Source organism: Dehalococcoidia bacterium (genome assembly GCA_030018455.1).
Classification (GTDB): domain Bacteria; phylum Chloroflexota; class Dehalococcoidia; order DSTF01; family JALHUB01; genus JASEFU01.
This window is the reverse complement of record JASEFU010000001.1, coordinates 605,373-625,913: the sequence shown is the minus strand read 5'-3', so window position 1 is coordinate 625,913 and position 20,541 is coordinate 605,373. Positions and strand designations below refer to the sequence as shown.

Annotated in this window: 22 protein-coding genes and 1 pseudogene; 19 read left to right on the top strand and 4 right to left on the bottom strand. The window is 67.7% G+C overall.

What is annotated here, in order from left to right; all coding sequences use genetic code 11:
• The first annotated feature begins 92 nt into the window (after positions 1-92).
• A complete protein-coding gene (locus QME71_03005; GenBank protein ID MDI6857266.1) occupies positions 93-1,364 on the top strand; it encodes a hypothetical protein in 1,272 nt (423 codons plus the stop codon).
• Between the two features lie 15 nt (positions 1,365-1,379).
• On the opposite strand, the pseudogene QME71_03000 reads toward QME71_03005, so the two are convergent.
• Positions 1,380-1,544: pseudogene (locus QME71_03000) on the bottom strand (ChaB family protein).
• Positions 1,545-1,739: 195 nt separating this feature from the next.
• On the opposite strand from QME71_03000, the gene dcd reads away from it, so the two are divergent.
• From dcd to QME71_02965, 7 genes are read left to right on the top strand one after another with little or no spacing between them, the layout of a single operon-like run.
• Positions 1,740-2,315 (top strand): dCTP deaminase, encoded by a 576-nt coding sequence (dcd, locus tag QME71_02995; protein MDI6857265.1) that lies wholly within the window; start codon positions 1,740-1,742, stop codon positions 2,313-2,315.
• Between the two features lie 30 nt (positions 2,316-2,345).
• On the top strand, positions 2,346-3,140 hold the full coding sequence (locus QME71_02990) for a methyltransferase domain-containing protein (protein ID MDI6857264.1): 795 nt from the start codon (positions 2,346-2,348) through the stop codon (positions 3,138-3,140).
• Positions 3,137-4,267: a bifunctional diaminohydroxyphosphoribosylaminopyrimidine deaminase/5-amino-6-(5-phosphoribosylamino)uracil reductase RibD gene (ribD, locus tag QME71_02985; GenBank protein ID MDI6857263.1), complete on the top strand. Its 1,131-nt coding sequence runs from the start codon at positions 3,137-3,139 to the stop codon at positions 4,265-4,267. Before QME71_02990 ends, ribD begins: the two co-directional genes overlap by 4 nt.
• A 12-nt stretch (positions 4,268-4,279) precedes the next feature.
• Entirely contained in the window at positions 4,280-4,867 is a 588-nt protein-coding gene (locus QME71_02980; GenBank protein ID MDI6857262.1) for a riboflavin synthase, read from the top strand.
• 26 nt (positions 4,868-4,893) lie between these two features.
• Entirely contained in the window at positions 4,894-6,129 is a 1,236-nt protein-coding gene (locus QME71_02975; GenBank protein ID MDI6857261.1) for a bifunctional 3,4-dihydroxy-2-butanone-4-phosphate synthase/GTP cyclohydrolase II, read from the top strand.
• An 8-nt stretch (positions 6,130-6,137) separates the two neighbouring features.
• Entirely contained in the window at positions 6,138-6,647 is a 510-nt protein-coding gene (gene ribH / locus QME71_02970; protein ID MDI6857260.1) for a 6,7-dimethyl-8-ribityllumazine synthase, read from the top strand.
• 3 nt (positions 6,648-6,650) lie between these two features.
• A complete protein-coding gene (locus tag QME71_02965; protein ID MDI6857259.1) occupies positions 6,651-6,971 on the top strand; it encodes a hypothetical protein in 321 nt (106 codons plus the stop codon).
• Between the two features lie 3 nt (positions 6,972-6,974).
• Here the strand turns inward: QME71_02965 and QME71_02960 are convergent, their stop codons facing one another.
• On the bottom strand, positions 6,975-7,226 hold the full coding sequence (locus tag QME71_02960) for a translation elongation factor-like protein (protein ID MDI6857258.1): 252 nt from the start codon (positions 7,224-7,226) through the stop codon (positions 6,975-6,977).
• Positions 7,227-7,683: 457 nt separating this feature from the next.
• Here QME71_02960 and QME71_02955 point away from each other — a divergent pair, with 457 nt between their 5' ends.
• The 10 genes from QME71_02955 (at position 7,684) to dnaN (ending at position 18,652) form a co-directional block, all read left to right on the top strand.
• Positions 7,684-8,886, top strand: coding sequence for a radical SAM protein (locus QME71_02955; protein ID MDI6857257.1), 1,203 nt, complete (start codon positions 7,684-7,686; stop codon positions 8,884-8,886).
• Between the two features lie 5 nt (positions 8,887-8,891).
• Positions 8,892-9,533, top strand: a complete 642-nt coding sequence (locus QME71_02950; protein ID MDI6857256.1) for a bifunctional precorrin-2 dehydrogenase/sirohydrochlorin ferrochelatase — start codon at positions 8,892-8,894, stop codon at positions 9,531-9,533.
• A 24-nt stretch (positions 9,534-9,557) separates the two neighbouring features.
• Positions 9,558-10,829, top strand: a complete 1,272-nt coding sequence (gene hemA, locus QME71_02945; protein MDI6857255.1) for a glutamyl-tRNA reductase — start codon at positions 9,558-9,560, stop codon at positions 10,827-10,829.
• A 1-nt stretch (position 10,830) separates the two neighbouring features.
• Positions 10,831-11,757 (top strand): hydroxymethylbilane synthase, encoded by a 927-nt coding sequence (gene hemC, locus QME71_02940; GenBank protein MDI6857254.1) that lies wholly within the window; start codon positions 10,831-10,833, stop codon positions 11,755-11,757.
• Complete coding sequence (gene cobA / locus QME71_02935; GenBank protein ID MDI6857253.1) at positions 11,754-13,316, top strand: uroporphyrinogen-III C-methyltransferase; 1,563 nt, start codon at positions 11,754-11,756, stop codon at positions 13,314-13,316. The genes hemC and cobA overlap by 4 nt, the downstream gene beginning before the upstream one ends.
• Before the next feature lie 88 nt (positions 13,317-13,404).
• Complete coding sequence (locus tag QME71_02930) at positions 13,405-14,019, top strand: hypothetical protein (GenBank protein ID MDI6857252.1); 615 nt, start codon at positions 13,405-13,407, stop codon at positions 14,017-14,019.
• A 13-nt stretch (positions 14,020-14,032) separates the two neighbouring features.
• On the top strand, positions 14,033-15,022 hold the full coding sequence (hemB, locus tag QME71_02925) for a porphobilinogen synthase (GenBank protein MDI6857251.1): 990 nt from the start codon (positions 14,033-14,035) through the stop codon (positions 15,020-15,022).
• A 105-nt stretch (positions 15,023-15,127) separates the two neighbouring features.
• A complete protein-coding gene (locus tag QME71_02920; GenBank protein MDI6857250.1) occupies positions 15,128-15,913 on the top strand; it encodes an HAD family hydrolase in 786 nt (261 codons plus the stop codon).
• The gene (gene hemL, locus QME71_02915; protein MDI6857249.1) at positions 15,910-17,208 is read left to right on the top strand and encodes a glutamate-1-semialdehyde 2,1-aminomutase; all 1,299 of its coding nucleotides are present in this window, start codon (positions 15,910-15,912) and stop codon (positions 17,206-17,208) included. Before QME71_02920 ends, hemL begins: the two co-directional genes overlap by 4 nt.
• Positions 17,209-17,518: 310 nt before the next feature.
• The gene (gene dnaN / locus QME71_02910; GenBank protein ID MDI6857248.1) at positions 17,519-18,652 is read left to right on the top strand and encodes a DNA polymerase III subunit beta; all 1,134 of its coding nucleotides are present in this window, start codon (positions 17,519-17,521) and stop codon (positions 18,650-18,652) included.
• A 469-nt stretch (positions 18,653-19,121) separates the two neighbouring features.
• Here the strand turns inward: dnaN and QME71_02905 are convergent, their stop codons facing one another.
• The gene (locus QME71_02905; GenBank protein MDI6857247.1) at positions 19,122-19,733 is read right to left on the bottom strand and encodes a nucleotidyl transferase AbiEii/AbiGii toxin family protein; all 612 of its coding nucleotides are present in this window, start codon (positions 19,731-19,733) and stop codon (positions 19,122-19,124) included.
• Positions 19,730-19,960 carry a hypothetical protein gene (locus QME71_02900; GenBank protein MDI6857246.1) on the bottom strand — a complete coding sequence of 77 codons (231 nt, stop codon included), beginning with the start codon at positions 19,958-19,960 and terminating at the stop codon, positions 19,730-19,732. Before QME71_02900 ends, QME71_02905 begins: the two co-directional genes overlap by 4 nt.
• A gap of 72 nt (positions 19,961-20,032) precedes the next feature.
• Here QME71_02900 and QME71_02895 point away from each other — a divergent pair, with 72 nt between their 5' ends.
• Complete coding sequence (locus QME71_02895) at positions 20,033-20,179, top strand: hypothetical protein (protein ID MDI6857245.1); 147 nt, start codon at positions 20,033-20,035, stop codon at positions 20,177-20,179.
• Positions 20,180-20,541: the final 362 nt, after the last annotated feature.

Here is a 20,541-nt window from a genome sequence, read left to right as displayed (position 1 = left end):
AGGCACGCGCCTTCTGGTCCCCGCCGGCGTTAAGGTGATACCCGCCATCACCCGGGCAAAGTTCGGGCCCGGCGCCGGCATCCGGTAACAGCATGCGTGGTTCGAGACGCGGCATCCTGCTTTCGCTGACAGCGCTTGCCATCGTGCTGGGCGTGGCCGCCGCAGGCTGGGGGCTTCTCCGGCTGGCAGAGGCGGCGCCCACCCTTAGCGCTCACAAGGACGACTACGACCCGAGCGAAACGGTCACCATCACGGGCGGCGGCTTCGCTCCCTACACCCTCTACGACATCCCCGTCATCAGGCCCGACGGCAGTATCGTCGTCGGAGACGGCTCCCAAACGCCCGGTTGGGATACGGTGGAGTCCGACGGCGACGGCGAGTTCACTTACTCTTACACGCTCGACGGCATGCCCGGGACGTATGAAGTGAGGGCCTACCCTTCGCCCTGGGACGGCGACCTCTCGCAGACGCCCACCGCCGTCACGTTCTTCGCCGACGGCAACGTGAAGGTGTTTGCGGCGCCGGCGGGCGTAACCTTTACGCTCGTGGGGACTAAATACGACACAACAGATTGCAGCGGAAGCGGGGAGACCGGCACCTACTATGGGGTCGATTCCGTGAGCGGCAAGACCTTTGGCGTCGGCAGCACGGAGTCGGTGAGGCTAGAAGCAGCCGCCACCTCAGACCAGGGAGGAGCATTCATAAGCTGGACGAGCAGTTATCCGTTCACTGACCTCGGGGGCGGCGTGATCTGCGTACAGGGCTTCACGGGGGGCGGCTCGCGACAGTACTACGCGAACTACGGCGGAACGCCAACGCCCACGAGCACCTCGACGCCCACGCGAACGCCTACCGCCACTCCAACCGTGACGCCGACGCCGACCGCGACATCTACGCCGACGGATACGGCGACGCCCGTTCCGCCAACGGCCACCGACACTGCGACGCCGCTGCCGCCGACCAGCACTCACACGCCGACACCAATCCCGCCGACCAGCACTGCGACACCGACCGAAACGAGCACGGCATCGCCCACACCGACGAGCACAGATACGCCGCTCCCGCCGACGCCGACAAGCACGGACACTCCCGTGCCGCCCACGAGTACTCACACGTCGACGCCGGTACCGCCCACGGCCACCAGCACGCCCACGCCGCTGCCGCCTACCTCGACGCCGACACCGCCTACTCCACCTCCGGGAGTCGGTGGGACGGTGAGGCTGCCGCCGGCGGCTCTCGCCGCTGGGCCGGTGGCGTCAGGGGAGTCGAAGCCGCGGGAAAGCGCCGCGCTCGCTGGGCTGGCGGCGGGCGTCGTCGCGCTGACCGGACTGGCCCTGGCGGCGCGACGGTTGAGGGCACGATAGCCGCTCGCCTCAGCCCTTCCTCACCCAGCGATCGCCCTTCTTCTCGCACTTGTGCTTGAGGGCCGCGTAGGCGACGCGGTGGGCGCGTCCGCCCTCGCCGTGCGTCTCCACGGCGCTATCGTGCGCCTTCTTCCAGATGTGCTGCGCGTGCTTGTCGGAGCGCTCGATGGTGCTCGGTATCTCCGTCTCTTCCTCTGCCTCTCGGCATCGTCCTCCTCCTCTCCTCCGCTTTCGATTCCAGTATGTCCAGCGGCCGCCATCGATTGCGTGAAGGGCGAGGCGATTCACGTATTTGTTATGTGCGTGCGCGTGGGCGGCATCGCCTTCTCAGCCATCGGGAGCGGTGCTAGAATGATGGACACGGCAGGGGGGCGCATGGTCCTCAGCGATAGATCGATTCGAGAAGAGCTGAAAGCGGGGCGCATCGTCATCGACCCCCTGAACGACGACGCCATCCAGCCCTCCAGCGTCGATCTCCGCCTCGACCGAGTGTTCCGCGTCTTCCGCAAGGACAAGCGGTCGCAGATCGACGTGCGAGAGCCGTCGGAGGGCTTCACTGAGCGCGTCGAGGTCGAAGAGGGGACGCCGTTCGTCATCCGCCCGGGCGAGCTCGTGCTGGCGAACACGCTGGAGACCATCGCCCTGCCCACTGATATCGTCGCCCGCCTCGACGGCCGGAGCTCGCTGGGGCGTCTCGGCCTGCTGGTGCACGCGACCGCCGGCTACGTCGACCCCGGATGGCGCGGCAAGCTGACGCTGGAGCTGTCGAACGCCGCCGTCCTGCCCATCGCCGTCTACAGCGGGATGAAGATCTGCCAGATATCGTTCCTGCGCCTGACGACGCCCGTCGAGCGGCCGTATGGGTCGCCGGGGCTGGGGAGCAAGTACCAGGGGCAGCAGGAGCCGGCGCCCAGCCGCATCCACGAGGACTTCGAGCAAGAGAGCCGCTAGCGCCGAAAACCGAACGAGAAACGAACGCCGATGACACACCCTTCGACGCCCGAGGAAGAGGTCGCCCGCCACTGGGACGACAACGCCGCCCGCTGGGCCGAGCAGGTCCGCCGCGGCTGGGACGTCTGCCGCGAGACGTTCAACAACCCGGCGTTCTTCGACCTCCTCGGCGACGTGCGTGGCAAAGACGTGCTCGACGCCGGCTGCGGCGAAGGACACAACACGCGGCTGCTCGCGCGGATGGGCGCCCGCGTGACCGCCATCGACATCTCGCCGCGCATGATCGAGCTGGCGCGGGCCGAGGAGGCGCGCGAGCCGCTCAGCATCCGCTACGAGGTGGCCTCTTTCTCCGACATGCCCCTCTTCGCCGACGCCTCGTTCGACCTCGTCGTTTCGACGATGGCGGTTATGGACGGCCCCGACCTCGCAGGCGCCTTCCACGAGATCTATCGCGTGCTGCGGCCCGGCGGCCGGCTTACCTTCAGCGTCACCCATCCCTGCTTCATGACCAGGGGCTTCGGCTGGGAGCGCGACGACAACGGCAGCGCGACGCGGCTGCTGATCTCCGGCTACTTCAACCACGAGCCGTGGGTGGAGCGCTGGAAGTTCGAACACGCGCCCGACGACGTGGCCCCCTTCGCCGTGCCGTCCTTCCCGCGCACCCTGTCCGACTACGTGAACGGGCTCATCGACGCGGGCTTCACGCTGCGCGAGCTGAGGGAGCCGCGTCCCTCCGAGGAAGCGTGCCGCGAGCACCCCTCGCTGCGCGGATGGCGGGAGCACGGCGCGCTGTTCCTGCATTTCAAGGCGGAAAAACCGCCATGACGGCGAAGGCCAGTCGAATGGAGCCTATGCGGCGCGCCCTGGAGCTTGCCCGACAGGCGCTGGGCAGCACAAGCCCCAACCCGGCCGTGGGCGCGGTCGTCGTAAAAGGGGGACGCGTTGTCGGCCAGGGCTATACACAGCCGCCGGGCGGACCGCACGCGGAGATCGTCGCGCTGCGGGAGGCGGGCAACGCCGCGCGCGGCTCCGTCCTCTACGTCACGCTCGAGCCCTGCTGCCACGAAGGGCGCACCGGCGCCTGCACGAAGGCGATCATCGACGCGGGCGTCCGCGAAGTCCGCTTCTCCCACATCGATCCCGACCCCAACGTGTCGGGGCGCGGCAAGCAGGCGCTGGAGGAAGCGGGGATTGCCGTGCGCGTCGGCGAGGGCGAAGCGGAGGCGCGGCGAATCAACGAGGCGTACATCAAGCACCGCGCCACCGGCCTGCCCTTCGTCATCGCTAAGTTCGCGGTCAGCCTCGACGGCAAGATCGCGGCGACGAGCGGCGACTCCCGCTGGGTGAGCAGCCCGGAGTCGCGGGAGTGGGCGCACCGGCAGCGGACGCAGATCGACGCCATCATCGTCGGCGTGCGCACGGTGCTGGTCGACGACCCGGAGCTGACGGCGCGGCCCGGCGGCAGCGCAGAGGGCGCGCGGCAGCCGCTGCGCATCGTCGCCGACAGCCGCGGCCGGACGCCGGAGAGGGCGAGGGTGCTATCGGGGCCGGCAAAGACGCTTATCGTTACTACGCGCCGCTCGCGGGCCTCCTGGCGGCGGGCGATGACGGCGAAAGGGGCCGAAGTGCTCGTAGCGCCCTCCTACCGGGGCAAGACCGACCTGCTGGAGTTGCTGCGCGAGCTGGGACGGCGCCCGGTGCTGAGCCTGCTCGTCGAAGGCGGCGGCGGGCTGCTCGGCGGGTTCTTCGACAGGGGGCTCGTGGACAAGGTGCAGGCGATAATCGCCCCCATGATCATCGGCGGGGAGCGCTCACCGACCGCCGTTGCCGGCAGGGGCGCCCGGCGCATGGACGAGGCGCTGCGCCTGCGCGAAGTGGCCGTCGAGCGCCTGGGCAGCGACTTGCTGGTCACCGGCTACGTCAGCGAGCAGACGCGCCCGCAAGGGATGTAGAGGAGGGCAGCCATGTTCACGGGAATCATTGAGGAAGTAGGCATCGTGAGAGAGGCGAAGGACGGCACGCTCGTCATCGAGGCGCGGCGCACTCTCTGGGGCACCAACCTCGGCGACAGCATCGCCGTCAACGGCGTCGATCTCACTGTCGCGCATATGGACGAGGAAAGCTTCACCTTCAACGTCATGCCCGAGACCTACCGCAAGAGCAACCTGGGCGAGCTTTCGCGCGGCGACCCCGTGAACCTGGAGCGGTCGCTCACCCTCGCCAGCCGGCTCAGCGGCCATCTCGTGCGCGGCGTCGTCGAAGGGACGGGGCGCGTGCTGTCGTTCACGCCCGAAGCCGACGCCGTCCTCGCGCGCTACTCCGCGCCGCCGGAGCTGATGCGCTACGTCGTGAAGAAGGGTCCGATAGCCGTCGATGGCGTGAGCCTGACGGTAGTCGAGCGCGACGAGTCGTCTTTCCTCGTCTCGCTTGTCGCGTACACGCAGCAGAACACAAACCTCACTCGCCGTAAAGAAGGCGATGCGGTAAACTTGGAAACGGACATCATCGCCCGCTACGTGGGGCAGCTCCTCGAACAGCGCGGCAGAGCTTAGCGGGCGTGCGGACAGGGAGTGAGACGGTGAGACCAGCGGCATCCAGCGATCTGGCGTCGGTAGAAGAGGCCATCGAGCAGTACCAGAAGGGCCGCTTCGTCATCATCATTGATGACCAGGAGCGCGAGAACGAGGGCGATCTCACCCTTCCCGCGCAGTTCGTCGACGCCGACGCCATCAACTTCATGGCGCGCTACGGCCGTGGCCTCATATGCATAGCGATGACGGGCGAGCGGCTCGACGAGTTGCGCATCCCGATGATGGTGGGCCGCAACGATTCACGCTTCGGCACCGGCTTCACCGTTTCCGTTGAGGCGCGGCACGGGGTCACGACGGGCATCTCGGCCGCCGACAGGGCGCACACCGTCCGCGTGCTGGTGGACCCGCACACTTGCCCCGACGACCTGGTGATGCCGGGGCACATGTTCCCTCTGCGCGCGCGCGACGGCGGCGTCCTTGTGCGGGCGGGCCAGACGGAGGCGTCGGTGGACCTCTGCAAGATCGCGGGGCTCTATCCCGCCGCCGTCCTGTGCGAGATCATGAACGCGGATGGCACGATGGCGCGCCTCCCCAACCTCAAACGTTTCGCGGCGCGACACAAGCTCGCCATCGTCAGCGTCAACCAGCTCATCAGCTACCGGATGCGGAAAGACAGGCTGGTGCAGCGGGTGGCGGAAACGGTGCTTCCCACCGCCCACGGCCAGTTCCGCGCCATCGCCTACCGCAGCCTGATCGACCCCGACGAGCACCTGGCGCTGGTGCTGGGGGACATCGAATCGCCGGAGCCGGTGCTCGTGCGCGTCCATAGCCAGTGCGTGACCGGCGACGTCTTCGGCAGCCTGCGGTGCGACTGCGGCGAGCAGATCGACCAGGCGCTGCGCCGCATCAGTGAGGAGGGGCGGGGCGTACTGCTTTACATGCGCCAGGAGGGCAGGGGCATCGGCCTGCACAACAAGCTGCGGGCCTACGCGCTGCAGGACAAGGGGATGGACACGGTGGAGGCGAACCACGCCCTCGGCTTTCCCGCAGACCGCCGCGACTACGGCATCGGCATGCAGATTCTGGTCGACCTGGGGGTGCGCGAGATGCGCCTGCTGACGAACAATCCGTCGAAGCGCGCCGGCCTGGAAGGCTACGGGCTCAAGGTGGTGGAGCGCATCCCGATCGTTGTCAAGCCCAACTCCTTCAACATGCGCTACCTGGAAACCAAACGCAAGAAGCTGGGCCACCTCCTGAAGGCGGAGGGAGACGCGCAGTATTAGGAGGGCCGTTGGCGAGGACCTTCGAGGGTGAAGCGGACGGCAAAGACCTCACTATCGCCGTCGTCGTCTCCCGCTTCAACAAAGAGATAACCGACCGCCTGCTCGAGGGCGCCCGCGACGCCCTCTCGCGACAGGGGATGGCGGAGCGCGCCGATATCGCCTACGTGCCCGGCTCCTTCGAGCTGCCGCTTGCCGCTCTCCGGCTGGCGCGGACGGGCAGATACGACGCGGTGGTGTGTTTGGGCGCCGTTCTGCGCGGCGAGACGGCGCACTTCGAGTACGTCGCCGGTCAGGCGGCGGCGGGAATAGCGCGGGTCAGCCTCGATACAGGGCTGCCGGTCATCTTCGGCGTTGTGACGGCGGAAACGCTGGAGCAGGCGCTTGAGCGCAGCGGCGGCCGGCTGGGAAACAAAGGGTACGATGCGGTGCTTGCGGCAATCGAGATGGCCAATTTGTTGAAGAAAATCGACAGCGGCGCACAGGGGAAGCAGAGGGGGAGTCAGAGAAAGGGAAGGTAATCGTTGTCGGAGAAGGGAATCTCAGAAGAAGAGCGCGGGGAAGAAGAGGCGTGGGATGACCCCGTAATTGGGGAGCAGCCCGATGGGTGGACAAAGGACGCCCTTCGCCTCGCCCACAATGCGATAAGAAAGTTTCCCGAGTTGCGGCGGCGGCACCGCAGGTTCGCGGGGCCGGTGGCCGTGCTCTCGACAGGGCTTGTGCTCCTCGCCGGAATCGCAGTGACGCGGCGCCTGCGACGGGGCGAGTCGCCGGAGGAGATTCTCGACGAGGTCACCTCAGAAGAGATCGAGAACGCTGTCCGGCTCGACGAGGACGAAGATTAGCGATCAGGTTATCTTGAAGACCTCATCGCCGTGGCGGCAGCGGTCCTGTACCTTGATCCCCACCGACTGGCCGGCCTTCGCCTCCTCGACCTGCTCGTGCTCGATCTGCATGGAGTCCACTCTCTGCTCAAAGTCGGTCGTGTGACCCTTAATGCGGATGGTGTCGCCTACGCACAGAGGCGCCGATAGGTTAATGCCGGCCACGCTGATGCGAGCGAAGAAGTCGCTCACCACGCCGACCTTTTCCTCGGCCATGGCTTCCCTCCCTTCTCCTGTCAGCTTCCTGCTGACTTCTGATGAAGCGATAGTAGCGGACTGCGAGCGAACTTTCAACCGCACAAAACGCCCCAGCGGGCGTCCGGTCCGCCGCCGGGCGCCGGCGCTATCCGCGTTCCGCTGCGTTTCTTCCCACCCGTCCGCTCTCACACGTTGTGCATAAGCGATTCTCACCCCCGACAGGGGACGCCGCCCCCTGCACCCCCGCTCTGACCCACCGACGCCCTCGAAATCCCCCGTGATGCCGCATCCTTCAGGGCGCGGTGTAGAAGACCCCAGACGGCCGGAAAGAGCTCCGGCGCTCCACGTCTCTTGCCCTGCCAGAGATTCCTCATGGCCGGTTTGCCGGCTCGAGTCCGGGCAAAATGCCTGCTCTTGCGAAATGTATTAAACTCTTAAGTAGAGTTCCGCGTCCCGCTGAATCGGGAAGAGACCAATGCTGGGAGTCACCAGACTGCTGTGCGGCACCGTCACACCGGGCGACGCCCTCCGCTTCGGGCGCCTCTCCGGAGAGTTGCCGCCGCACCTCCTGCACTACTCGCGCGACAAGAAACCCGTTATCGCCTGGAACGTCACCCGACGCTGCAACCTCCACTGCGCCCACTGCTACACCGACTCGTTCGACAAGGAGTACGAGGGTGAGCTGACGACGGCGGAGGCGAAGCGCGTGATCGACGACCTCGCATGGTTCGGCTCGCCGGTAATCCTGTTCACCGGCGGCGAGCCGCTGCTCCGGCCGGACCTGCCGGAGCTGGTGGCCCACGCCGTCCACTACGGAATACGCGCCGTTATCTCCACCAACGGCACGCTCCTCGTCCACGCCGCGGCGCGCGAGCTGAAGGAGATCGGCGTGTCCTACGTGGGCGTGAGCATCGACGGGCCGGCCCCCGTCCACGACCGCTTCCGGGGCAGCCTGGGCGCCTTCGAGGAGGCCTTGCAGGGAATCCGCAACTGCCGCGACGTGGGCCTGCGCGTGGGGCTGCGCGTCACCCTCACCAGCTTCAGCTACCCGTACATCGATGAGATCCTCGACCTCGTGGAAGAGGAGGGCATACCGCGCATCTGCTTCTACCACCTCGCCTACGCCGGCCGCGGCGACCGCATCGTGAAGTATGACCTCACGCACGAGGAGACACGCTCTGCCGTAGATACTATCTTCGACCGCACCCTCGACTTCCACCGGCGCGGTAACACTAAGGACATCTTGACCGTTGACAACCACACCGACGGCGTCTACCTGTACCTGCGGGTGAAGGAGCGCGAGCCGCAGCGGGCGGCCGAGGTCTACGAGATGCTGCGCTGGCAGGGCGGCAACCAGTCGGGGATCGCCGTCGGCAACATCGACTACCTGGGCAACGTGCATGCCGACCAGTTTAGCTGGGGCTACAGCTTCGGCAACGTGCGCGAGCGTCCCTTCAGCGAGATATGGACCGACACCGGCGACCCCGTGATGGCGGCGCTGAAGGACCGCGCGGGCCGTATCGGCGGGAAGTGCGGGATGTGCCCTTACTTCGAGATATGCAACGGCAACCTGCGGGCGCGGGCGCTTTCGCGCTTCAACGACATGTGGGCGGAGGACCCCGCCTGCTACCTGACGGACGCCGAGCTGGGCATCACGCGGCAGGAGGCGCGAGCCTGAAACCCATGAGCTACTACCCGCTGTTCCTGGAGATGAAGGGGCGTCGCTGCCTGGTCGTCGGCGGCGGGCTGGTGGCGCAGCGCAAGGTCGAAGGGCTGCTGGCGGCGGAAGCGACGGTGACGGTGGTCAGCCCCGAGCTCACGCCGGAGATGGCGTCACTCAGGGACGGACAGCGCATCGAGCACCGAGCGCGGGAGTACCGGCGGGGTGACCTCGAAGGCTTCTCTATCGTCGTTGCGGCGACGGACGACGCTGCCGTCAACACGCGTGTCGCGCGGGAGGCGAGGCAGAAGGGGACGTGGGTGAACGTGGTCGATGAGCCGGAGCAGTGCGACTTCATCTTGCCGTCCGTCATCCGGCGCGGCGACGTCGTCCTGGCGATTTCGACCGGCGGCCTCAGTCCCGCCCTCGCGCGCTGGCTGCGGGAGGAGCTGGAGGGCTACCTCTCGGAGGACTTCGACCGCCTGGCGCGGCTGCTGGCGGAAACGCGCCGCGAACTGCGCGAAAGCGGCGTCTCGCCGGACGCGGAAGCGTGGCAGCGCGCCATCGACGGCCGGCTGCGCGAACTGCTAAGCGCCGGCCGCTACGCGGAGGCGAAGGCGCGCCTGCTATCGATACTGAAGGCGGGCCCTAAGTTGCAGGCCTAGACGGACAGGACTGAGAGATACTCGATGAACGGGCTTTTCTTGGCGGGCATCAGCCACAAGACGGCGCCGGTGGGCGCGCGCGAGCGGCTCGCGTTCAGCGGCGATGAGCTGCCGGAGGCCCTATCCCGCCTCCACTGCGAGCTGGGGAAGGGCGTTATTCTCTCGACCTGCAACCGCACGGAGCTCTACCTGGACGCCCCAGGCGGCTGCGACATGCGGACGGAAGCGCTGGCGTTCCTCGCCCGCGCGAAAGGGCTGCCGGAGCCGCCGCCGGAGGAAAGGTTCTACTTCCTCCAACGACAGGAAGCGGTGCGCCACCTGTTCCGCGTCGCCGCCGGTGTCGATTCGATGGTCGTGGGCGAGGCGGAGATCCTGGGGCAGGTGCGCTCGGCGTTCGTGGCGGCGGTCGAGGCCGGCTGCAACGACCCCTACCTCTCGCGGCTCTTCCACTCGGCGATTCGGGTAGGACGCCGCGCCCGCGCCGAGACCTCGATCGGCCGCAACGTCGTATCGGTGAGCTCGCTGGCGGTGCGCCTGGCGAAGAAGACGCTGGGCGACCTGGCGTCGCTCTCCGTGCTCGTGATCAGCGCCGGCGAAGCGGGAAAGCTGGCCGCTTCCGCCCTCCGCGAGAACGGCGCCTCCCGCATCTTTGTGACGAGCCGCACCCTTGAGCGCGCGCGCCGTCTCGCAGCCGACCTCGGCGGGCAGGCGCTGCCCTTTTCGCGGCTTCCCAGCGCCCTCGCCGAAAGCGATATCGTCATCTCCTCCACGGGCGCGCCCTCTTTCCTTATCCAGCCCGAGACGGTGAAGGAGGCGATGGTGCGCCGTGACGGGCGAAGCCTGCTCTTCATCGATATCGCCGTCCCCCGCGACGTCCACCCTTCGGTGCGCGAGATCGAGGGCGTTCACCTGTACGACATCGACGACCTCCAGGCGGCGGCCGAGGCCAACCTCCGCTCGCGCCTGAAGGAGGTCGCGAAGGTGGAAGCGATGGTCGAGGAGGAGGCGAACCGCTTCGGCGACTGGGCGCGCTCACTACGCGCCCTGCCTACGGTTGCCGCCATCCGCAAGCAGGCCGAGGCGGTGCGACAGGCGGAGCTAGCGCGCACTTTCGCCCGCCTGCCCGGCCTGTCGGACGAGGAGCGAGCGCGCATCGAGGCGCTTTCGGCGGCGATCGTCAAGAAGCTGCTCCACCGGCCCATCGCCCGCCTCAAGGCGAAGGAGTACGGACATCTGTACGTCCAGGCCGCCCGCGAACTGTTCGGGATCGACGACGAAGGGGGGCGCGACTCCTGACGTGACAGCCGCACGCGCCTTCGTGGTCGGTACTCGCGGCAGCCTCCTCGCCCGCCGCCAGACGGACATCATCCTCGAGATTCTCAGTAAACGTCACCCCGAAACGCGCTTCGGGGTAGAGGTCATACGGACGACGGGCGACCGTCGCGCCGACGAGCCGCTGCACCAGATGCGCGAGGAGGGCGTCTTCGTCAAGGAGCTGGAGTCGGCCCTGCTGGCGGGACAGATCGACCTGGCGGTGCACAGCCTGAAGGACATGCCTGTCGACACCACGGCCGGCCTGGTCATCGCCGCCGTGGCGAAGCGGGAAGACCCCCGCGACGCCCTGGTGACGCGCGACGGCCTAAAGCTGCGCGATCTCCCGCCCGGGGCGCGCATCGCCACCGATAGTCTGCGCCGCGCCTGCCAGCTCCGCGCCCTGCGCCCCGACCTGCGCATCGTGAGTATCCGCGGCAACGTGGACACGCGCATCCGCAAGGTGGAGGCGGGCGAGGCGGAGGGCGTGGTCATGGCGGCGGCGGCGCTGGCGCGGATGGGGTGGATGGGGCGCGCGGCGGATATAATGGACGAACGGTCGATGCTCCCCGCGCCCGGTCAGGGGGCGATCGCACTCGAGACTCGGGCGGACGACGCAGCCGCGCGCGAAACGGCGTCCGCTGCCAACGACACCGATTCGGAGCGCGCGACCACCGCAGAGAGAGCGTTCCTCCGCCGTCTCGGCGGGGGCTGTCGCGTCCCAATCGCGGCGCTCGGGCGCATCGAGAACGGCGAGATGCATCTTGTCGGCCTCGTCGGCGACGCCACGGGCGAGCGCATCGTGCGCGGCGAAATCGCGGGCCCGGCGGACGGGGCGGAATCGCTGGGCGCGCGCCTGGCGGAACGGCTGCTTTCGGAGGGGGCCCAGGAGCTGCTGAAGGAGGACGCGTGAGCGAAGCCCGCGCAGGCAAGGTGTCACTTGTCGGAGCCGGCCCCGGCGATCCGGGCCTCATCACCGTCGCCGGCGTCGAGCGGCTGGCCCGCGCCGAGGTCGTCGTCTACGATCGCCTCGCCGACCAGCGCCTGTTGAAGCTAGCCCCGCCTGAGGCCGAGCGCATATCGGTAGGCAAGGCGCCCGGCGGCCACACGATGTCGCAGGAGGAGATAAACACCCTCCTCGTCGCGAAGGCGCGCGAGGGAAAGCGGGTGGTGCGGCTCAAGGGCGGCGACCCCTTCGTGTTCGGGCGCGGCGGCGAAGAGGCAGAGACGCTGGTCGCCGCTGGCATCCCGTTCGAGGTCATTCCCGGCGTCACCTCGGCGGTCGCGGCGCCGGCGTATGCGGGCATCCCCGTCACGCACCGGCGGGCCGCGTCGTCCTTCGTAGTCGTGACCGGTCACGAAGACCCGACGAAGGCGGAGGGCGCGGTCGATTGGGGGCGCGTTGCGAAGGGCGCCGACACGCTGGTGGTCCTGATGGGCGGCGCGAACCTGGGCGAGATCGCGCGGCAGATCATCGAGGGCGGACGCCCTCCCGACGAGCCGGCCGCGGTCGTGCGCTGGGGGACGACGCCGCAGCAGCAGGTGGTGACCGGCACCCTCGCCGACATCGCGGCGCGCGTCGCTGAGGCCGGACTGACGCCCCCCGTCATCATCGTGGTGGGACGCGTGGTCGGCCTGCGCGAGACGCTCCGCTGGTTCGACAACCGGCCTCTCTTCGGCAAGCGGGTGCTGGTGACGCGAGGCCGCGAGCAGGCAGATGTCCTCTCGCAAGCGCTCGCCGAAGCGGGCGCGGAGGCCGTTGAGCTGCCCGCCATTGAGATCGTGCCGCGGGTGCCGCGCAGGCGGCTGCGGGAGGCGCTGGAACGGCTGGAGCGCGGCGAGTACGAGTGGCTCATCTTCACGAGCGCGAACGGGGTCGACGTTTTCTTCGACGCTCTGCGACGGGAGCGGCGCGACGCGCGCGCGCTGGGCCGCGCCCTCGTCTGCGCCATCGGCCCGGCGACGGCGGAGGCGCTGCTGCGCCGCGGCATCGTAGCCGACGTGATACCGGAGCGCTTCATCGCCGAAGGCATCGTGGAGGCGCTGGCGCAGCGCGACGTCGCGGGGAAGCGCGCGCTCTGGGTGCGGGCCCGCGGCGCGCGGCGTGCCCTGGCACTGGGGCTCTCGCGGCTGGGCGCAAGCGTCGACGATCTGCCGCTCTACCGCGCGGAGGCGCCGCGCGAGGTGGACGCGGAGACGCTGCGCCGCGTGCGCGACCGCGAGATCGATATCGTGACGTTTGCCAGCCCGTCGGCGGTGCGCAATCTCGCGAAGCTGCTGGGCCTGCCTGCCGGTAGGCAGGGCGGCGACGTGTCGGCGCTGCAAGCGGCGCGGATCGCCACCATCGGGCCCGTCACGTCGCGGGCCGTCCGGCGGCTGGGGCTGCGGGTCGACGTCGAAGCTCGCGAGCACACCATCGAGGGGCTGCTCCGTTCTCTCGTCAAATCTGCGGCAAGTGCCGCAGAAGCTTGAGTCTTCGCGGCCACCTTTAATGAGGGCGTGCGTTCTTATGTAGTGAAGTGTGAATCAGCGCGGAGACGTGTGAGGAGGAGGAACGAAGGTGAGAATACTTAGCCTGCTTTCAGCTTTTGTCATATGCGCGGCCGCTCTGCTTGCGACGGTTTCCGGTGTCGCAGCGCAGGAAGACGCGACGCCCACGCCAGAACCGACGGCGACCGCGGCCACGCCGACGCCGACGCCCGATCTCTCGGTTCCACCCGCCATGCCCGCAGGCATCACATCCGAGAGCGACTCCCGCTTCTGCTGGACCGACTCTTCCGACAACGAGGACGGCTTCGAAATAGGCGTCGAGTTCTGCGACCGGTCATTCACATTCACCGTCGGCCCCGACGTGACCTGCATCGACCTGCCCCCCGAGGCCCGGCTCTCAGCCTTTCCCGACGACTGCTTCGGCGCCTATTACCTCACGGTCGTCGCCTTCAACGCCGCCGGTCGCAGCTTCCCCCAACTCTGGTGGATGCCCGTCAGGAAGGGTGAGCCGCCGACGCCGACGCCCGCGCCCACGGTCGTCGCGCCAAAGACGGGCGCACCGCTCTCAGGCGATGACGGCGGCAGCGGTTGGGCGTTGCCCTTGCTGGCTGCGGGCGGCTCGCTGCTGGTGCTTTCCGCCGGTCTTGGCGCTATCATAAGAGGCAGACATCCTGCTCGAGACTGAAAGCGAGGCGTGAGTGGGAGAGCGAGACCGAGCCTTCCCTCGTTTTCGCAGGCTTCGGAGCGCGGAAGGCCTGCGGCGGCTGGTGAGGGAGACGAGGCTGTCGCCGGAGGAGCTCGTCTACCCGCTGTTCGTCGTCCACGGCACGGGCGTCCGCAACGAGATACCGTCGATGCCCGGCCAGCACCAGCTATCGCTCGACCAGCTTCCCGCCGAGGCGCAGGAGCTGCGGTCGCTCGGCATACCGGCCGTCCTCCTCTTCGGCATACCGGCGTCGAAGGACGACGAGGGGTCGGAGGCGTACGCCGACGACGGCATCGTGCAGCAGGCGGTGCGCGCTCTCAAGCAGGCGGACCCCGACCTGCCCGTCATCACCGACGTCTGCCTCTGCGAGTACACGAGCCACGGACATTGCGGCATTGTCCGCGAGGGCGAGGTCGATAACGACGCCACCCTACCGCTGCTCGCCCGCACCGCCGTCTCTCACGCGCGGGCGGGCGCCGACATGGTCGCCCCGTCGGCGATGATGGACGGCCAGGTGGCGGCGATCCGGGCCGCGCTCGACGAGGCGGGCTTCGTTCAGACCCCGATAATGTCGTACTCCGCGAAGTACGCGTCGGCGTTCTACGGGCCGTTCCGCGAGGCGGCGGAATCGGCGCCCCAGTTCGGCGATCGGCGCGGCTACCAGATGGACCCGCCGAACGCCCGCGAGGCGCTGCGCGAGATCGAAAGCGACATCGCCGAGGGAGCGGACATCGTGATGGTGAAGCCGGCGCTCGCCTATCTCGACGTGCTGGGGCGGGCCCGCGCCCGCTTCGACGTCCCCCTGGCGGCCTACAACGTGAGCGGCGAGTACGCTATGATAAAGGCGGCGGCCGCCAACGGCTGGCTCGATGAGCAGCGGGTAACCCTCGAGGTGCTGACGGCGATCAAGCGCGCGGGCGCCGACATCGTCATCACGTATCACGCGAAGGAAGCGGCGCGCTGGCTCCGCCAATCGGGGTAGGGTCGGGCTGTTTCTCGATAACGGCTGGACGGGCACAGAGTCCCGCTCCTGCCGGGGGAACGCGCGTGGGACAGATCCCCTCCCCCGCCAGGGAACGATGCAACTTTGACACAATCAGAATCCCAGCAGCTTCTTCCCGTTGACGGCATTCGAGCGGTGGCGTTTGACTGCTACGGCACGCTGATCGATTTCACGGATAAGGCGTTCCAGCGCACTTACCACGAGATCTGCCGCTTGCAGGGTCTGCCGTTCGAGGGGAAGGTCCTGTTCGACAAGTGGATGGAGATCTGGCGGCGGATGGCCTCACAGGGCAAGGCGCGCGAGAACCCGCGCAACTGGTCGATGCGCAACCGCAGCCTCTCCGGCCCCGTTCTCACTTTCCGTCCCTATTGTGAGGAGTGGCCGGAGCACTTCGACGCGTGCTTCCGTGAGCTGGGCGTTGCGGGGGACGCGTTCGCGGCGTACGAGCACGTGCGCAACTGCCTGGCAGATGCCTCGCCGTACGAGGACACCGTGCGGGTGCTGGAAGCGGTCCGCTCTCGATACCACACGGGCATCCTCTCGAACGCCGACGACGACTTCCTCTTCGCCTGCCTCCAGAAGAACCGGCTGGACGGCTTCGAGCTGATCGTGACCTCGGAGAGCGCGGGCGTGTACAAGCCGCACGAGCGCATATTCCGCGCCTACGTGGAGGAGGCGGGCCTGGCGGTGGAAGAGGTCCTGTACGTGGGCGACAGCCAGTTTGCGGACGTGATAGGCGCGAAGAACGCCGGCATGCGTGTCGCCTGGGTGAACCGCGACGGTGCAGCGCGGCATAAGACCACACCGGCCCCCGATATCGAGGTCGGGTCGCTCTCAGCTCTCATCGATCTCTTGCTTCCGACACCATGAGTCTCTCCCACGAGCGCTCCCGCGAAATCTTCGACCGGTCGCAGCGCTACATGCCGGGCGGCGTGAACAGCCCCGTCCGCGCCTTTCGCGCCGTCGGCGGCGAGCCGCTGGTCATCGCGCGGGGCGAAGGCCCCTACCTCGACGATGTCGACGGGAATCGTTATGTCGACTACGCCTGCTCATGGGGACCGCTTATCCTCGGGCACGCGCATCCGGCGGTAGTCGAGGCGGTGCAGCAGGCGGCGGAGCGCGGCACAAGCTACGGCGCGCCCACCGAAGCCGAGCTTGAGTTGGCGGAGATGGTCGTCGAAGCCGTTCCCTCCATCGAGATGGTCCGCTTCGTAAGCTCGGGCACGGAGGCGACCATGTCGGCGCTCCGCCTCGCCCGCGCGTTCACCGGCCGCGACAAGATCGTGAAGTTCGAGGGGTGCTATCACGGCCACGCCGACGGCCTGCTGGTCCAGGCGGGCTCGGGGGTGGCGACGCTCAGCCTGCCCGATAGCCCCGGCGTGCCTCGCTCTTACGCGGAAGAGACGCTCGTCGCCCGCTTCAACGATTTCGGCAGCGTCGAGAGGCTGTTCGACCACTACTCCAGCGACATCGCCGCCGTCATCGTCGAGCCGGTCGCCGGCAACATGGGCGTGGTGCCGCCGCAGCCCGGCTTCCTGGAATCGCTGCGCAAGATCAGTTCCGACTACGGCAGCCTGCTCGTGTTCGACGAGGTCATAACGGGCTTTCGGGTAGCCTACGGCGGGGCGCAGTCGCTTTTCGGCGTGACGCCGGACCTGACGTGTCTGGGCAAGGTAATCGGTGGTGGTCTCCCCGTCGGAGCGTACGGCGGCAAGCGAGCGATCATGGAGATGATGGCGCCGATGGGGCCGGTGTACCAGGCAGGGACGCTCTCCGGCAACCCGCTGGCGATGGCCGCCGGCCTGGCGACGTTGCGCGCCCTGCGCGAGCCGGGAACATACGAGCGATTGGAAGAGATGTCGTCGCGGCTGGGGGACGGGGTGGCGGCCGGCGCGGCGGGCGCCCGCGTCCCGCTGCAAGTCAATCGCGTCGGCTCGATGATCACGCTCTTCTTCAGCGAGGCGCCCGTTGTCGACTACGCGGGCGCCCGCCGCGCCGGCACCGAACGCTACGCCCAATTCTTTCGCTCCATGCTCGACCACGGCGTCTACCTGCCGCCATCGCAATTCGAAGCGCTGTTCGTGTCGCTCGCGCACAGTAGCGAAGACATTGAGCAGACTATCTCTTCGGCCAGCGCCGTCCTCAAGGAGATGGCTTCTTCCTGATCGTCGAAGGGGGCGGGGACGGCAGCGCTCACGCCTCGCTTCCCGCAAAACGCCCCTGGGGCGGGACGTGGGAAAAACTTCCGCCCGCTCGCGCACCGCCGCGGTTTCGACCCGCAGGACTGCTCCTCATTTCCCGCTCGCCTACGTGGACCGTCCACACCCCTTTCCGCGCAGCGACGCAAGAACGCCCCACATAGTCTGCACGCCGGGAAAGGCCGCACAACCGCGGACCCGCCCCTTCCCGACACCACTTGCCGACCTCGCCCGCCTAAGGTATACTACCGCAAAACTGATTAGATAGGTGATCGCTATGAAGCTCTCGTGCCTCCAGGAGAACCTTGCCCGCGGACTCGGCATCGTCGGCCGCGCCGTGGCCACCCGCACTACCCTCCCCATCACCGGACACGTCCTCATCGCCACCGAGGACGGCCGGCTCAAGCTCTCCGCCACCAACCTCGAAATAGCGCTCACCGCCTGGATCGGCGCCCAGATCGAAGAAGAAGGCGCCATCACCATACCTGCTCGCCTCCTTACCGACTTCGTCAACTCGCTCCCGCCCGAGCGCATCGACATGACCCTCGCCCCTCGCTCGCGACAGCTCCGCCTCGTCTGCGCCCGCAACGAAGCCACCATCGGCGGCATGAACGCCGACGACTTCCCGCCTATTCCGCGCATCGAGGGCGGACAGGGCCTCGCGCTCGACCCCGAGAGCCTCCACAAGGCCATCTCCCAGGTCGTCTTCGCCGCCGCCACCGACGATTCGCGCCCCGTCCTTACCGGCGTCCACACACTGATCGAAGGCAGCGAACTCACGTTTGCCGCCGCCGACGGCTTCCGACTCTCCGTCCACCGCCTCGTTCTGTCTGCTGCCGCCGACGAACGCACCGAACTCATCATTCCCGCTCGTGCCCTCTCCGAGCTCAACCGTCTCCTCCCCGACGAGGAAGAGCCCGTGCAGATGACCCTGAACCCAGGCAAGACCCAGGTGCTCTTCCGCCTCAAGAACATCGAAATGGTCGCACAGCTCATCCAGGGCACCTTCCCCAACTACCACCAGCTCATACCCCAGAGCTACACCAGCCGCGCCGTCGTCAGCGCCGGCGACTTCCTCCGCGAAACCCGCATCGCCTCCATCTTCGCCCGCGACGGGAGCGGCATCGTGCGACTCCAGTTCTCCCCCGGCGAGGACGTCGCCCCCGGCAAGATGACCATCTCCGCCCGCGCCGAAGAGATAGGCGACAACCTGGGCGAGATCGACGCCCTGGTGGAGGGAGAAGAATCGAAGATCGCCTTCAACGGCAAGTACTTGCAGGACGTCCTGCAAGTGCTGGAGAGCGAACAGGTTGCCCTCGAGACGACGAGTCCCTCAAGCCCGGGCGTCATCCGCCCCGTCGGCGTCGAGAACTACGTCCACGTCGTCATGCCCATGTTCGTCCAGTGGTGAGTAATGGGGAGGGCTTCCCCTTCCATCTCGAACTGGTAGTCGCCCCGCGGAGACCGATGCGTAGTGGTGACACGCGAGCGCAGCGCGAGGCGGATGCGCGCGCTCCGTCGAGCCCTTAGCGCGGTGCGAGTTTCGGGGGTCTATTGCCCGCCCCGGTTCTCTGGACGAGTGAAGCGGCCTGGGCTTGGAGGCCGCTCCCCGGCTACCAACTCTGGCGGGCTGGCTTCCACCGCGCTTTGTCTGGAGCGCCTGCGAGGATCGGATCCAGAAAGACCTTGACTCGTTCGTACCCCACCGACATGTCCGGGTCTAGCCCCACCTCGGCCGCGATCCTTCGGGTAGGCGGAGCGCCACTGGGCTGGCGGCGGAGAAAGCGAGGCTGGTAAGGGGTGGGTGCGGCGGGCGTCGAAAGTGGCCTCTAGTGCTCTACTGAGGCGGCCGGCCTGGAAGCCGAAGACCGACAAGATCATCACCAGGTCAATGAGGTCCTTGACGCGCGTCTGACACGACCGCCAGCGTAGCTTCTCGTGTAGGCGTGAACCTTCTCGGCGACGTGTTGTTCGAGGGGCAGCGCCGGGACTTCCGCCGGCGGGATACCAGCGAAACTGAGCAACTCCGGGCCCCGAACGAGCTCTGGATCAGCGGTGAGCGCCTCGCCGAAGCTAACGTCTACCGTGACATCCTCGAAAAGTCGGCCGGCGAGCTCTGCGGTAACGTGGTACCTCACGGCGGCGCCCCCCGTTGCGTCGAGCTTCCCAGTGCGTTCGACAACGAAGGTGAAGTAGTCCCCAAGGTCGAACGACTGCGCCGCAACGAAATCGGCCGTCGCCTCCTTCTCGCTGTCCTGCCGGCCGAGATCCATGTCCTTCGTCGTCCGGAACTCGGGTCCCAGACGAAAGTGCAGCGCCACCGCACCCTTTACGACCCACCGGTTCGGAGCCGCGACCATCAGGCGCGCCATCAAGCGGTCGAAGACGACGAGCTTGCGCAACCGCACGAGCGGGACGCCCGTCTGGCCCGCCATCGTAACGAGCCGCCGCTCAAGGGCCGTCCGAAATGCGCCGGCGGTTGCGTACTTCACTCCCCCACCCTGCCGAGTGCGCTCGCTACCAGTGTCGCCACCCGCTGCCCGCGCTTGTCGGCGCCGCGTCGCAGTTGCTCAGTGGTCGCCAGCCCCCGCTCGATGGCCTGGATGACCGCCATTTCGACCTGTTCCGGGGCCATCCCCGCCTCGGCCGCATCCAGGATGCTGCGAGCGGCCGAGGTCAGCACAATGCCCTCGCGGACGACCCGCTCATCCGACCGCACCGGCCTAACAGTCGTGTGAACCTTTACGCCTGGGACCGACGGAAGGTTACGCCGGGATCGGGGAACCGTGAGGTGTACGGCGTCTGGAATCACATCGCTGAGGCCCAGCAGGTCGAGAGCGCTCTCGTGCGAGACCACTGCAACGTCCCTCCCAACGGCGAGCCAAGCGGCAAGCACGTCCTCACGGGGGAACGACGGGTACTCTCGGAAGCGGTATAGGCCGCGCCTGACCCGGATGAAGTGGCCGCTCTTGACGTGATGTGAGAGCAGCGCCCAGCTGAACCCACAGGCTCGGGCCTCTTCAGCAGTGAAATAACCGCGATGCTCCGAGGCCATTTCGAAGAGCCGGGCACGGTCGGGCCTGGAGGCGGATGGGCGCACTGGCGATGCCGCCTGGATGTCACTCATACCTCAAATATTATTTGATGTTCAGGAGACACGCAAGAATCTTAGAAGTCGAAGGGCGCGCTCGGGAGCCGCCGCAAGCGGGCTGACCCGCTGGCAGGCGATGCCTCAGCAGCGCAGACCTGAGCGGCGCCCCAATGCGCGACGGTTTTGAAGTTCGGCGGAGGCCGTTCCAC